Source organism: Nocardioides sp. SRI_004, assembly GCF_057586415.1.
Window position 1 is genome coordinate 361,049 of the sequence record NZ_JBYCZV010000002.1, and the last position, 13,266, is coordinate 374,314.

Sequence of the window (13,266 nt, forward strand, 5' to 3'; positions counted from 1 at the left end):
TAGTTCCCCCTCCCTCGGGGGGATCAGCGCCATCCGGTCGCCTGCGAGACCGCCTCGACCGCGCCGAGCAGCGCACAGATCACGCTCAGCACGAGCAACGACCTGGCGCCACGCACGAGGCGTCGCTCCTCGCGCACCCGTCGCTCGGGCGACAGGGTGACCGGCACCAGCTCCGCAGCGTTGCGGCGACCCCAGCGGCTGAGCGCGAGGAACGCCCATGCCAGCGCGAGCGGTACGACGACGGACATCACTCGACCCCTGTCGCGGGCGTGGCCTCGGCGGGCGGCTCGTCGGGATGGGCCGGGAGGTACGCGTCGGCGTACTCGACGTCGGCATCCTTGATCCGGTCGGCGAGCCAGGCTCGCCAGGTCTCCATCGCCCGCTCCGACCGCACCGCGTCCAGCGCGTCGGCGGCGACGACTTCATAGGCCTGCTGTCGCGCGGGGACCACCGCGATGACGGTCCCCACATTCCAGCCGTAGGCGGTCTGGACCGGCCCGAAGGCCGTGCCCCTGGGCGCCGCGAAGGCCGCGGCGGCATAGGTCTCCTCGAGGTCGGCGGCGGTGATCGTGCCGAGCAGCCCACCCTTGTCCCGCGTCGCGTCGTCGAGCGATCGCGTGCGCGCCAGGGACGTGAACGGGGTGCCCTTCCGGATCGAGGCCAGCAGACGCTGCGCCTCGGGACGAGTGGCGACCACGATGTTGGCGATCTTCCGCTTCTCGGGCACCTGGAAGGCGCTGGGGTCCTTGTCGTAGAGGGACCTGGCGTCGTCGGCGGTCACCTTGTCGACGGCGTCCTGGGTGACCGCCTTGAACAGCCGGGCGATCGCCTGCTGGCGACGGATCTCCTCGAGGATGTCGTCCTCACTGACCCCGAATTCCGTCAGCAGGTCCTGGAATGCCTTCTGGGGGTCGGGCCCGAGCTGGGACTCCAACATCGAGGCGAGGGTGTCGCGAGCCGACTTCTCGGAGATCACGATGTCCTCGTCCTTCGCGGCGCGGTCGAGGATCAGGCTGACCGCAACGGACTTGGCGACGTCACGGTTGAAGTCGTCCAGCGCGTCGCCGTCCTCCGGCCTCGAGATGCCGTAGAGGGCGTTCAGGGTGTCGACGTGCTCCTTCAGGTCGGCCTTGGTGACCACCTGGTCGTCGTACCGCAGGACGGCGTCGTCGGGCAGAGCGGTCAGGCGCTGGTGGACCAGCAGGGAGCCACCGGCGACGACGAGGACGGCGACCGCTGCGGCCACCACCCGTCGCCACGGAGCGGCCAGAAGCTCACGTACGGAGATCACACCAGCACCTCGACTCTCGGTTCAGCGGTGGCCGCTTCCGACCCGGGCGCGGGCCGATCGGGAGCGGTGGCCGGCAGCGCCAGCCGGATGACGTACGAAGCGAGCAGCGACAGCCCGACGGTCACGGCGAGGAACAGTCCGAACCCGCGGATGACGGCCAGGTCCGAGGCTGCGAGCGCGAGGTAGCCCGACGTCGCGGCGGTCGCGGCGACCAGGACGGACCGCACCAGAACGCGCCGATGCTGGGCGGCTCCGAGGAGGACGGTGAACTCGCAGGCGGTCGCGGTCGCGAGTGACCCGAGGGCAAGGGTGAGCGGAGTCAGCGCGACCCCGGTGAGCTGCGCGGCGACGAACCCCCAGCCGGTTGCCAGAAGCGCTGCCCCGACGGCGAGCAGCGCCTCGCGGCGCCGACGGAGCCCGGCGACGAGGACGAATCCGGCAACGACGATGCCGACACCGGCGTGGAGGTAGCGGTGCTCCGACATCAGCGAGTAGCTGCGACCCGCGACGACAGGCAGGCCCGCCGTGTCGAGGGTGACGCCATCCGGCGGGGCGGGGGCGTCGCGGACGATGTCATCCAGCAACGCGCGCTGGGCAGCGACGTCGTCGAGCTCGATGCCGAAGCTGAGGACCGCCTGACGACGGTCGTTCCGGATCACCGCGGACCGGAGGTAGTCGGGCACCTGGGCCAGTCCGGCCTCCAGCTGCTCCGCCGTGGGGTTGCTCCCGAGGAATGCCAGGAGCGAGGGCGGGCTGACGATGAGGTGCAGCCTGTCGCCGTACCTCCGGACGACGCGGGACTGGACGTCGGCCATCCAGGCGAGTGCCTCCGGCGTCACGACGTCGTCGCCGCGAACGAGCAGCTGCACCTCCCCCGACGATCCCAGGACGGCCTCGGCATGGTCGATCGCCGCGGTGCCGGGCGCGCCGGCGATCAGGCGCTCGGGGTCGGCCTCGATGTCGAGGCTCGGTAGGACGGTCCAGCCGATGGCCGCCACGGCAAGGGCGGCGCCCAGCAGCGCGAAGCGGGGCGCGCGGGCCAGCGGCGCCACCGGCGCCACCGGCGCCGGCCGTTCGGCCACGGTCTCGTCCTCGTCCTCCTTGCCGGCGACGGCCAGCCCGAGAGCCAAGGTCAGCACGACGCCGGCGGCGAGTGCGATGCCGAGGTCCTTGACCAGCGGAACCGGCGAGAGCACGAGGGTGGCGAAGCCCGCTGCTGCTGCGAGCCCGGTGACCACGACAGTGCGCCTGTCGGCGCCCCGCACGAGATACGCCGGGAAGTCACTGCCGGTGCCGAGAAGGATCGGCAGGAACGCGACGACGCCGAGCGAGACCGGGTGGTCGAGCCACCCGAACACGGCCAGTGTCGCCGCGGTGGCGAGGCCGGTGGTGAGGACCGGCAGGACCCGGCGCGGAGAACGCCGGAGCCACGGGAGCAGGAGGTAGCACAGGGTGGTCAGGGCGAGTGCGAGGCCGCCGATGACCGGCATCTCCCGCTTGAGCACGTCGGCGAGTCCGGCGGCGACCACGGGCATGCCGGTGACGGTCACCCGGTCGGTGGCCAGGCCGGCGTCGTCGACAGCCGCCGTGACGGCGTCGACGAGGCGCTCGGTGGCGGCCTGGTCGAGGCCCTCCCGCGGCCGGACGACGACGGCCACCGCGTCCCGGCGCGGCACGACGAAGCGCCACTGCTGGCGTGGTTGCCCGTCGGCGTCGAACACGACGGCCTTGACGAAGCCCGGGTTGCGCAGCGTCGGTAGCCCGGCCGGCAGGCCCTGCACGAGCAGCTTGCCGTAGCGGCGGTCGTACTGCCGGACCGCTGCCTTCGCTGCGCGCTCGGCCGCGACCTTGGTGGCGCCCTTGCTCAGCGCCCGCTGGCGTGCCTGCGCCTGGAGCGCGTCGCGACGGCCGCTGATGCTGGCCAGCAGGTTCCTGGCCTGGGTCGCCACCTGGTTGAGGACCGTGCCGGGTCCGTAGACGACCGAGACGTCCGGCAGCTGCGCGAGCGTCCCCTCGAGGCCGACGAGCTTCAGGATCTCGTCGCCCCCGAGGAGAGCACCGCCCTCTGCGGACTCGGCAACGACAACGATCGGGTCCCCGCCGAAGGAGCGGGCCGCCGCCGTCGTCGCCACCTGGGTGGCGTCGTCCCCCGGCAGGAAGGACGACGCCGTCGTGTCCGTGCGCACCCGGACCAGCCCCAGCCCGACGCCGGCCAGCAGGACGGCGACGACGAGCAGTCGGAGCAGAGTGCGCACGGACATGTCAGGGGTCCTGCCTCACTTGGTCTGGCGCTCGAGGCGCGGGTAGTCGCCCTTGAACGGTCCCGGCCGGGCGCCCGTCCCCGGTGCCGGATAGGCGTTCGTGTAGTTGCCGAGGAGCCCGTTGGTCGAGATCGGCAGCTGCGGCGAGTGGGTGTTCACCAGCGGCGTGAGCCGCAGGTAGTAGGCGCCGTTCTCGTCGCGGTAGTTGAGCACCGCGTTGAAGTTCGCGAAGTAGGCGGCGAGCTCGGGACCGTACGGCTCGATGTAGGACAGCATCGGGTTGACGTCCGCGAGAGTCGCGGTCGCTGTCGGCGCGATCCTGCTGATGTCCGCACTCGTCCTCGGCACCCTCTTCAACGTCGAGGGCGCCCGGTCGAGGACACCCGAGAGCGGCTCGAGCATGCCGTCGAGGTCGTTGGTGGTCGCGGGGAGCTCGCGCAACGCCGTGGTGAGGTACGGCGCCGAGGCCCGCAGGTCGGAGGCCACCGGGTCCAGGGACCCCGCGAGGCCGGAGAGCGACGATGTCGCCTCGCGGGCGGAGTCGAGCACGGACGGCGCCTTGCGCATCGTCGACTCGATCGACGAGCGCTGGCCGGCGGTGGCGCGGGTGAGTCGGTTGGCGTCGCTGACCAGGGTGGCCAGCTGCCCCTGCCCGGTGTCGAGCGCGTCGAGCACCTGCGTCGTCTGCCGGGCCAGCACCTCGAGATCCGCGGACTGAGCGGCGATCGCGTCGAGCGCGGTGTGCCCTTCCTTGCCGAGGTCGCCCAAGCCGTCGAGCAGTGCGCCGACGTCCTTGCCGGTCCCGTCCGTCGACGCGCCGAGGGACCGGAGGAGCTTGCCTGCGTCGGCCCGGGTGGCGGGGTCGAGGTCAGCGAGGACGTCGCGGAGCTGGACACTGGGTTGCACGGCCTCGGCGGGAAGCGCCACGCCCGAGGCAAGCTGCCGGCCGGTGCCGTCCTTGACGTCGAGGTAGGTCTCACCGACGAGTGAGCGCTCGCCGACCCGGACCTTCACGCCCTCGTGCAGGGGCGCGACCTCCTCATCGACGGTGAACTCGATCCGTACGCCGCCATCCACCTGGTCGACGGCACGCACCGTGCCGACCTTGACGCCGGCGACCTGGACCTGGCTGGCGTGCACCAGGTTGTCGACGTCATCGACGACGATCGTCGCGGTGTACTCACCGGAGTCGAGTACGGGGCGCTTCATCCCGGTGCCGCCGACCAGCCAGGCGAACACCAGGCCGCAGGCCGCCACGAAGGCGATCAGCACGAGGGTGCGGCCTTGGGCGCCACCCATGAGCTTCTTCATCACTGGTCTCCTCGACCCTGGGTCAGCGAGTTCGGCAGCACGCCGCCCCCGGGCAGCGGCACGATGAGGTGTCCGCGGATGATGCTGCCGTTGATGTCACCCGCGCCGAAGACGGACGACGTGTTGTAGACGAAGGCCTTGATCGCGGTCAGGTAGGTCATCACCGTGCGGGTGTCGTTGTCGAGGCGGCTCCCGACGGCCGTCAGCGGACCGAGGGCGGTGCGCGTGTCCCGTACCAGCGGCCGCAGGTCGGCGACCACCGGAACCGCCTTGTCCAGCGCCGGTTGCGCGGCCCGGACCGTCCGGTCGAGGTTGCCGACCGTCGAGCGGAAGCGCTTGAGCGAGCGCGGCAGCTCACCCGAGGCAGCGTGCAGCCCGTCCAGCGTGGGGTCGAGCTGTGTGGTGAGGTCCTGCGTGCTCCGCAGGGCCGAGCGCAGCTCGTCGGTGAACCCGGGCAGTGTGCGCAGGCTGGCGCGGAGCTGGTCGTCACTCGCGGCGAGGGTGGAGAGGGTCCCGCTCGTCGCGGACGCCAGGCGGGTCACCCGATCGTCGTTCTTGCCGACGGCCTCCGAGATCGTCGAGAGCGCCGTCACGAGCTCGGCGATCTTGTCGCGCCGGCCTTGGAGCTCCGTGACCACCGGCCGGAGGGTGCTGAGCGTGTCCGAGGTCGCTTCGAGTCCTTCCGGCAGGTTCTCGGGCGCCCGGGCCAGGGCCACGTCGGACTCCAGGAGAAGGTCCGTCAGCGCGATCTGGGAGCGCTCGTCGAGGTGCGAGAGCACCTCGTCGGCCTGCACCGGGCGGGACGTCTGGTCCAGGGGAATGGTGGCCTCGCCGAGGGCGCCCGCCTTCTCGGTCCCTGGATTGAGCTCGACCTGCATCTCGTTCAGTGCGTTCTTCGGGCGCAGCACCACGCGGGCGTCGCGGTGGACCTGGTAGTCGCCTTCCAGGACCATCGTCACGAGAGCCGTTCCCCGGTCGGTCGCCTCGGTCTTCGTCACGGCGCCGACCTTCACGCCGGCGATGGTGACGCTGTTCTGGCTGTCGGGGTTGAGACCGGGGATCTCGGCGACCTCGGCCTGGACCGTCGTCGTGTCGGCCCAAGGCGCCGATCCGCCCAGCTGCGCCTTGATGATGGCCGTGGCGATGATGCCCAGCACGATCATGGCTGCCACAGCACTGACGTCGCGGCCGAGACCCGGAACCGTGCGCAGCCGCTCGATGGATGCCGCGAAGCGGCTGTCTTCCCTCATCACTGGTCTCCCTTGGTCACGAGCGGCAGGGTGAGGTCGGCGAGACCCGAGGAGCCGCCAGACCGGTCGACGTACGACGGCGAGGAGCCCAGCGGCGGCGGGGGCTCACCCTCATTCGCGCCGTCCTGCGGTCCGGCCGGCAGGCGCTGCCCCGAGCCCTCGAGGAGCTCTTCCAGCGAGTAGCCGAGGACCCCGCCCGGTGTGCTGAGGCCGACGCCGGCCATCAGCCGGCCCATCGCGCCGTTCTTGTCATGGAACTTGAAGACGTCCGCGAAGTTGGCGAGCAGGTAGCCGGTCTCCTCGTAGAGGAGGTGGTCGTTGCCACCTCCCTGGTAGACACCCGAGCCGTGCCACGGCGAGAGGACCGCCTGGGTGACCGGTCCGCTGAGCCGGTCGAGGACCGGGCCGGAGACGTCGTCGAGGAGCGTGGTCGCGTCGTCTGCCACGGGGACGAGGTCCTGGACGAGCGGACGGGCGTCGCGAGCCACGGCCCGCGCGTCGGCCAGCACGGGGCGGGCGCGCACCAGCACGGGGTCCAGCTCGTCGAGCAGGGGCGCCAGCTCCCGGACGCTCGGCCGGAAGGAGCGGGCGGTCGTCTCGAGGCGTTCGAGCGTGCCGTCGAGGTCGGCGAGCCCGGCACGGGTCTCGGTCAGGGTCGCCGGACCGTCCTCGATGGCGGATGCCAGTGGACGGGCACCATCTGCGAGCGCGGACGACGTCGTGGCCAGGTCGTCGAGGATTCCACGCCACTGACCCGGGTCGCGGTTCAGTGCTGCGGCCGTGTTCTGCAGGCCATCCACCACCGCGGTCAGGTCGCTCTCGGGATGCGTGCCACGGAGCCCGGCCAGGACGTCCTTCGTGCCCCGCAGCGTCGCGGGAGCGTCGTCCAGGAGGCGCTGCGTGGCCTTGCGGCCCTTGTCGTCGAAGGTGGCGTCGAGGCTCTGCAGGGTGCCTCCGATCGACTCCGCGGCGTCCGGGGTGACGGCCGACAGCACTCGATCGAGCTCGACCGGCACCGAGGTCCGCTTCACGGGGATGGTGCTGCCCTCGGCGGGCTTGCCCTCCTGCCCCTCGCGGACCAGCTCGACGTAGTACTTGCCTCCGAGCACCAAGGTGGGCCGGATGTTCGCGCGGGGCGCCGTACCCAGCTTCTCGAGGATGCCGTCGTCCAGCTTCATCTCGACGACCGAGCCGTTGTCGCTGGCGTCGACGCCGACGACCATGCCGACCTGGACGCCCGCGAGCTTGACCACGCTCTGGTAGGGCGCGAGCTTGTACGCCCGGCTGAACTCCGCGTTGAGGGTCTCCCCGCTCGCGAGCGTCGTCTCCACTCGTGGCCGGTTGAAGGCCACCAGTGCGAACAGGAGCAGGACGACCAGGACGGTGATGCCCTTGGCCTTGGGCGAGGCGGCAGCGAGGCGGCCGAGTCGCGTGGTGCGGTGGTTCGTCATCAGTTCACCAATCCGAACTGCAGGCCGACGGGCAGGAGGCCCGTGGCGCGGTCGTTCTCGGCCTCACCCGGCTTCGGGTACTGGTTCTGCGGGAGGTCACGCGAGCTGATCAGTCCGCCGGTGAGGGTGTTGACGCCCGGAGTGACTCCGAGACGCGCGTACCGCACACCGGGGTTGGGGCCCTGGGACACGAAGCTCGCGCCGCGCAGGAACAGGGACGCCATGTCCGGGGCGTAGGGAGCCAGCACCCGCAACGGGGCGATCAGGTCGTTGACCGCCTGGGCGGCCAGCGGTGCCAGCGGCCGGGCGTCGGCCATGGCGCCGGTCAGTGCCTTGACAGCGGGCACCGCCTGCTTCGCCACGCCGGGGACCTGGTCGGCGACGGGTACGGCGTCGCGGAGGAAGCTCCGCAGGTTGTTCTCGGAGCGGGCGAGCGCCACGGCCCCGGGCTCGAGCGCGGTCACGGCCTTGCGGGTGTTGGCCAGGGGCCCGCGGAGGTCGTCCATCGCCTTGCGCGTGGTGGCAAGCGTCTCGGGCAGGCGCTGGACGGTCTCGCGCAGCGGTCCGGCGTCGTCGACGGTGACCGCCGAGAGCGTCCGGCCGGTCTGGTCGATGAGTCCTGCGAGCTCGTCCTCGCGGCCGTCGAAACGGCCCGCGAGGGTCTCGGCCTCGGCGAGCAGCTGCGGTAGCTCGGCCTCCTTCGACGACAGGGCCTTCGAGACGGCGCCCAGGTCGTGCAGGACGTCCGGCGCGCTTGCCAGGAAGGCGGCGAGATCCTGCCCGTGGCCCGCCATGCCGCCGCCGACCTCGCGCAGCGTGCTGGTCGCTTGCTCACGCGTCGGCTTGTCGAGCACGTCGAGCACCTCGTAGAGGTCCGACGACTCGGTGGTGCGGTCGAGCCCGATCGGGGTGTCCCCCAGCTCACCGGCCGAGGAGGTGCCGGGGTCGAGCTCGACGAACTTGGTCGCCAGGGCCGACAGGTCCCAGATCGCCGCGCTCGCGTCGCTGTAGACGTCGACGTGTCCGTCCAGCTCCATCGTCACCAGGGCTGCACCGTCGACGTAGTCGATCGCGCTGACCCGGCCGATGCGCGAGCTGTGCTGACGCACGGCGTCGTTGACGCGCAGGGAGTGGACGTTGGCGACCTTGGCCTGGACGGTCGTGGTGGGCCGGAAGGGCATGCCCGTCTGGGCCTTGAAGGTGATGTAGAGCAGGATCGCGATCGCGGCCAGGACGATCAGTCCGGCACGGAAGGCGAACGCGCGGTTGCGCAGCTCGGGTGTGATCGTGGTACTCACTGCAGGCCTCCGAGGATCTGCTGGATCAAGTTCTGCTCCTGCGTGGACGACAGCCCCGTGGCGCTCTCCGACTTCTTGCCGCCGAGGAGACCGTTGAGGAGACCGCCGAGACCGGCCGGGTCGGACGCGGGCGGGGCCTCCCCCGTCTCCTCCGGCGTGCCCTTCGTGTCGGCGCCCTTGCGGCCGGGCAGGTTCAGGTCGGGAGCGCTCGGGACCGGGAGACCGTGCAGGATGTCGTCCGGCAGTCCGGGGAGGAGACCCGCCGCGGTGTCACCGAGGGCGTTGGGCGACAGCGGCACCATCGCCTTGAAGTAGTGACTGATGGCGTCGTAGTCACTCGTCGCGAGCGACCATCCCTTCACGAACTCCATGAGGTTCGTCAAGCTCTTCCCGCTCAGCGCGACGTCCGTGAGCTGGTCGGCGGACCGCGCCGTGGAGACGAGGCCGTTGCCGGCGGGCCGCAGGGCCGCGACCACCGGGGCCGCCTGGTCGAGCAGCCGCTTGGCCTCCTTCAGCACCGGCGGGAGGGAACCGAGTGCCGGGTCGGCGGCGTCGGCGAAGCGGGTCAGCTCCTTGCTGATCGCCGAGAGGTCGCCCGTGACCGGGCGCAGGGCCCGCAGGGTCCGGGTCGCCGGCGTGGCTACTCCTGCCAGCTCGGCGAGCGTGGCCCGGGCACTCACAAGGGTCGAGGGCAGTTCGGTCAGTGAGGTCTGCAGGGCCTGACGCTCGGCCGAGAGGCTCTCCAGCAGCTGGGTGGCCGACGCGACGAGGTCGTCCATCGCCTTGCCGTCCTTCGTCGCGAGCGACGACGCGACAGGCTGAGCGGTGTCGACCAGGCGGCCGAGGAGCTCGTTCTGGTCGCGCAGGATCGCGGCCAGGTCGTCCGCCTGCCGCAGCGCCGGAGCCAGTGCGGCGAGCGCCTTGTCGGTCTTCTCGCCGTGACCGCGCAGGGCCTCGCCGCCCTCGGTGAGCAGGGCGGACAGGCCCTCGGCCGTCGGGGTGTCGACGGAGTTGAGCACGTCCTGCAGGTCGACCACGCGGGACGTCTGCTCCTCGGGGATCACCATCGGCGACGACAGCTCGGGCTTGTCCTCCGAACCACGGTCGAGGGTGACGAACCGCTCGCCCAGGAGGTCCTGGGTGGTGATGGTGGCCGTCACGTCCTGGTGCAGCGGCAGGGCGGCCGGGTCGATCTTCATCGTGACCTTGGCCTTGCCGTGATCGACCTCGATTGACTCGATGGTGCCGACATCGACACCTGCGGCCTTCACGACGTTGCCCGGCAGGAGCGGGCTGGCGTCGCTGAACATCGCGACGACCTCGACGGAGTCGGAGTCGGAGCTGCCCGCCTTGCCCGCCGCCGTTGCGACGAGGAGGACGAGGACGGCCACGACGGCGACGAGTCCCTTCTTCATGGTCACTGCACCTTGCTTCCGGTCGCGTCGATCCACGGCTGGCCCTCGGCCTGCCCGGGGTAGGGCTCCGGGTTCTGCCGTGCGGTGGGCAGCGGCACCAGGCTCTCGTTGAGCGCGTTGGTGCCCGGCGCCAGCAAGCCGGCCCAGGTGTGCCCGGCGCCGTCGTACGGCGCGAAGGCCTGGCCCCAGTTGAAGAGGCCGCCGACGCCGTCGGGCGTGTAGGGCCGGAGGAAGGCGATCGCCGGCCCCAGGTCCGACAGCATCCCGTTGAAGTCGGGAAGCACGGCGTGGCTGCTGTCCAGGAGCTCGGGGGTCTGTTGCAGCAGCTCGTCGGCGGCGCCGAGCAAGGGACGCAGCTCGGCGACAGTCGGGCGCAGATCGACCAGCACGGGAGCGAGGTTCTTGCTCACCGAGCGCAGCCGCTGCGTCGAGGGCTCGAGCTCGTCCAGCAGGCCGACCGTCTCCTTGGACGCGGACGGCACCTTGCCGAGCGTGGTGCTCGCGGTGTCGAGCGTGGACGGAAGCTGCGTCAGCATCGCGCTGATCGCCTCCTGCTCGCTCGCGACCGAGCTCACGACCTCGCTGAGGTTCGACACGCTGGCGCTGATCTGGGTACGACGGTCGGCGCTCGCGTCCAGCAGGGACGACAGGTCCTTGACGATGGCGCGGATCGCCGGGCCGTCGGCACCGACGGCGCGCAGCACCTCGCCGAGCGCGTCGACGGTGCCGGACGCCTGGGTGATGGTGCTGTTCAGCTGTGCCTCCTGCCCGTCGACAGTCGACTGCAGCCGGCTGATCAGCGAGGACAGGCGCTTGCGCGTCTTGGAGTCGAGTGCGGCCAGCACCTGGTCGACCTCGACCTGGCTGGATGCCGCCTCGACGTAGGCGCCCTCGGGGATCTCGGCGTTCGAGTCCGGTCCCGGTTCGACCGTGAGGACCCGTTCGCCGACGGCCGACACCCACTCGACGCGGGTGACGGTCCCGGCGTGCAGTGGCGCGGCGTCGTCGTCGATCGAGATCGTGACCAGGGCCTTGCCGTCCTTGATGCCGAGGTCCGTGACCTCACCGACCTGGCGGCCGTCGATCCAGACGGGCGTCTGCTTCGACAACTGCGCCGCCGAGGGCATGACCAGCTGGACGTCGTACCCGTCCTGCTTCTGAACGAGGAGCACCCCGGCGACTGCCGTCGCCGCGAGGCCACCCGCGATCCAACGTGGAGAGAGCATCAGTCGGGCCTCAGTCCATCCCGAGCGGGCCGACGGAGTCCCCGGAGAGGAACTGGTGCACGAACGGCATGTCGGTGTTGAAGGCCTCTTCGGTCTCGCCGTAGTGGATGAGCTTGCCCTTCCACACGACGCCGACGTAGTCGCTGACCTTGCGCGCGGTGGGGATGTTGTGGGTCACCAGGATGTAGGTGCCGCCGTGCTCGGCGTGCACCTTGAGGATCAGGTCGTTGAGCAGGCTGGTGCGGACCGGGTCGAGGCCCGAGTCCGGCTCGTCGAACATCACAAGGCTGGGGTTGAGGACCAGCGCCCGGGCGAAGCCCGCGCGCTTCTTCATGCCTCCGGACACCTCACCCGGGAACTTGCCGACAGCCTTGGTGAGGCCGACCTCGTCGAGCCGGTCCATCACGATCTTGCGGACCTCGGACTCGCGCTTGCGCGTGTGCTTGCGCAGCGGGAAGGCGACGTTGTCGAAGATGTTCATCGAGCCGAACAGGGCGCCGTCCTGGAACAGGATGCCGACCCGCTTGCGGATCTCCCGGCGCTCCGCGTCCGAGATCCGCCAGATGTCGCGGTCGAAGACCTCGACCACGCCCGAGTCGGGCTCGAGCAGGCCGACGATGTGCTTGAGCAGCACGCTCTTGCCGGTCCCGGAAGGGCCGAGAACCGTGGTGATGGCGTCGTCGACGAAGTTGAGGTTGAGCCCGGTCAGGACGTCGAACGAACCGAAGGACTTCTTGACGTTCTTGACCTGGACACTGTGGCTCAGGTGCGGCGCGGGATCGGCGATGACGCCGTTCGCGTAGATGTCCTCGTAATAGGCGTGGTTGTTGTTCGCGGGTGCGACCTGTGTGGTCATGGCGGGTCCTGCCTTTCGTCGGTCGTTGACGTGCCCGAGCACGTCAGAAGCTGATGGGAGCGCGCGTGAGGGCGCCGAAGAAGAGCTGCTGGAAGACGGCGCCGAGGACGCTGACGATGACCAGGTTGATGACCATGGACTTCGCGGTCGCCTTGCCGACACCGACGGGACCGCCGCTGGCGTTGTAGCCGTAGTAGCAACCGACGAGAACGATCAGGAAACCCATGATCGCTGCCACCAGGAGCGAGAGCAGGAGGTCCTGCTGGGTGGTGAAGGACCAGAACACGGAAAGGTATCCACCCGCGGAGACGCTGTGGAAGTAGTGCACGTTGAGGAAGTAGCCGAGCATGTACATCAGGCCGGTGCCGGCCACGAACATGAACGGCGTCACGATCATGATCGCCAGGACCCGCGTGGTGACCAGGTAGACCAGGGAGTCGAAGCCCATCACCTCGAGCGCGTCGATCTCCTCGCTGATCCGCATCGAGCCGAGCTCGGCGACCAGGCCGCAGCCGACCTTGGCAGCGAGGATCCAGCCCCACATCTCCTGGGCCACGGTGTAGTCAGCCGTCGAGCTGAAGACCGCGGTATAGCCGCCGGCGCCCAGCTGGGCGAGCAGGTAGTGCGCCTCCAGTGCGATCTCCGCCGCCAGCATGCACATCATGAACCAGATGATCAGCGTGCTCTTGAGGATGAAGATGCCGGCCTGCCGCAGCACCTCGGTACCGTGCATCCGCACGGCGGGCAGCGAGCGAGCCACGTGCAGGCCGAAGGTCGCGATGTCCCCGAGATCGGTGACCAGCGAGGATCCGTCGCTGTAGCCGCCGAAGCCACCGGAGCCGCTCGTGGCTGGCTCCTCGGTCTCGTCGTTGTCGAGATCGGTGTCGTGCGTCGTCGTAGTCGTCAC

At 70.5% G+C, this 13,266-nt stretch carries 11 protein-coding genes; all 11 read right to left on the bottom strand.

The features are described from left to right. Positions 1-23 precede the first annotated feature (23 nt). The 11 genes from AC2YHB_RS03895 to AC2YHB_RS03945 are packed head-to-tail and all read right to left on the bottom strand — an operon-like array spanning position 24 to position 13,266. Positions 24-248, bottom strand: coding sequence for a hypothetical protein (locus AC2YHB_RS03895; RefSeq protein WP_487353524.1), 225 nt, complete (start codon positions 246-248; stop codon positions 24-26). Then, positions 248-1,291 (bottom strand): peptidylprolyl isomerase, encoded by a 1,044-nt coding sequence (locus tag AC2YHB_RS03900; RefSeq protein ID WP_487353525.1) that lies wholly within the window; start codon positions 1,289-1,291, stop codon positions 248-250. Before AC2YHB_RS03900 ends, AC2YHB_RS03895 begins: the two co-directional genes overlap by 1 nt. Then, on the bottom strand, positions 1,288-3,552 hold the full coding sequence (locus AC2YHB_RS03905) for an MMPL family transporter (RefSeq protein ID WP_487353526.1): 2,265 nt from the start codon (positions 3,550-3,552) through the stop codon (positions 1,288-1,290). Before AC2YHB_RS03905 ends, AC2YHB_RS03900 begins: the two co-directional genes overlap by 4 nt. A gap of 15 nt (positions 3,553-3,567) precedes the next feature. Continuing rightward, positions 3,568-4,863 carry an MlaD family protein gene (locus tag AC2YHB_RS03910; protein ID WP_487353527.1) on the bottom strand — a complete coding sequence of 432 codons (1,296 nt, stop codon included), beginning with the start codon at positions 4,861-4,863 and terminating at the stop codon, positions 3,568-3,570. Further along, positions 4,863-6,113, bottom strand: a complete 1,251-nt coding sequence (locus AC2YHB_RS03915) for an MlaD family protein (protein WP_487353528.1) — start codon at positions 6,111-6,113, stop codon at positions 4,863-4,865. Before AC2YHB_RS03915 ends, AC2YHB_RS03910 begins: the two co-directional genes overlap by 1 nt. Beyond that, positions 6,113-7,564 (bottom strand): MlaD family protein, encoded by a 1,452-nt coding sequence (locus AC2YHB_RS03920; protein ID WP_487353529.1) that lies wholly within the window; start codon positions 7,562-7,564, stop codon positions 6,113-6,115. Before AC2YHB_RS03920 ends, AC2YHB_RS03915 begins: the two co-directional genes overlap by 1 nt. Next, positions 7,564-8,862: an MlaD family protein gene (locus AC2YHB_RS03925; protein ID WP_487353530.1), complete on the bottom strand. Its 1,299-nt coding sequence runs from the start codon at positions 8,860-8,862 to the stop codon at positions 7,564-7,566. The genes AC2YHB_RS03920 and AC2YHB_RS03925 overlap by 1 nt, the downstream gene beginning before the upstream one ends. Continuing rightward, complete coding sequence (locus tag AC2YHB_RS03930) at positions 8,859-10,277, bottom strand: MlaD family protein (RefSeq protein WP_487353531.1); 1,419 nt, start codon at positions 10,275-10,277, stop codon at positions 8,859-8,861. The genes AC2YHB_RS03925 and AC2YHB_RS03930 overlap by 4 nt, the downstream gene beginning before the upstream one ends. Positions 10,278-10,279: 2 nt before the next feature. Further along, positions 10,280-11,503, bottom strand: a complete 1,224-nt coding sequence (locus tag AC2YHB_RS03935; protein ID WP_487353532.1) for an MlaD family protein — start codon at positions 11,501-11,503, stop codon at positions 10,280-10,282. A 10-nt stretch (positions 11,504-11,513) separates the two neighbouring features. After that, positions 11,514-12,359: an ABC transporter ATP-binding protein gene (locus AC2YHB_RS03940; RefSeq protein WP_487353533.1), complete on the bottom strand. Its 846-nt coding sequence runs from the start codon at positions 12,357-12,359 to the stop codon at positions 11,514-11,516. Between the two features lie 43 nt (positions 12,360-12,402). Further along, the gene (locus AC2YHB_RS03945) at positions 12,403-13,266 is read right to left on the bottom strand and encodes an ABC transporter permease (protein ID WP_487353534.1); all 864 of its coding nucleotides are present in this window, start codon (positions 13,264-13,266) and stop codon (positions 12,403-12,405) included.

What these genes read in the sequence shown, in the direction of transcription:
- AC2YHB_RS03935 (WP_487353532.1), bottom strand. Translation starts at nt 11,503, where the DNA reads ATGCTCTCTCCACGTTGGATCGCGGGTGGCCTCGCGGCGACGGCAGTC.
- AC2YHB_RS03905 (WP_487353526.1), bottom strand. Translation starts at nt 3,552, where the DNA reads ATGTCCGTGCGCACTCTGCTCCGACTGCTCGTCGTCGCCGTCCTGCTG.
- AC2YHB_RS03910 (WP_487353527.1), bottom strand. Translation starts at nt 4,863, where the DNA reads ATGAAGAAGCTCATGGGTGGCGCCCAAGGCCGCACCCTCGTGCTGATC.
- AC2YHB_RS03895 (WP_487353524.1), bottom strand. Translation starts at nt 248, where the DNA reads ATGTCCGTCGTCGTACCGCTCGCGCTGGCATGGGCGTTCCTCGCGCTC.
- AC2YHB_RS03920 (WP_487353529.1), bottom strand. Translation starts at nt 7,564, where the DNA reads ATGACGAACCACCGCACCACGCGACTCGGCCGCCTCGCTGCCGCCTCG.
- AC2YHB_RS03940 (WP_487353533.1), bottom strand. Translation starts at nt 12,359, where the DNA reads ATGACCACACAGGTCGCACCCGCGAACAACAACCACGCCTATTACGAG.
- AC2YHB_RS03930 (WP_487353531.1), bottom strand. Translation starts at nt 10,277, where the DNA reads ATGAAGAAGGGACTCGTCGCCGTCGTGGCCGTCCTCGTCCTCCTCGTC.
- AC2YHB_RS03915 (WP_487353528.1), bottom strand. Translation starts at nt 6,113, where the DNA reads ATGAGGGAAGACAGCCGCTTCGCGGCATCCATCGAGCGGCTGCGCACG.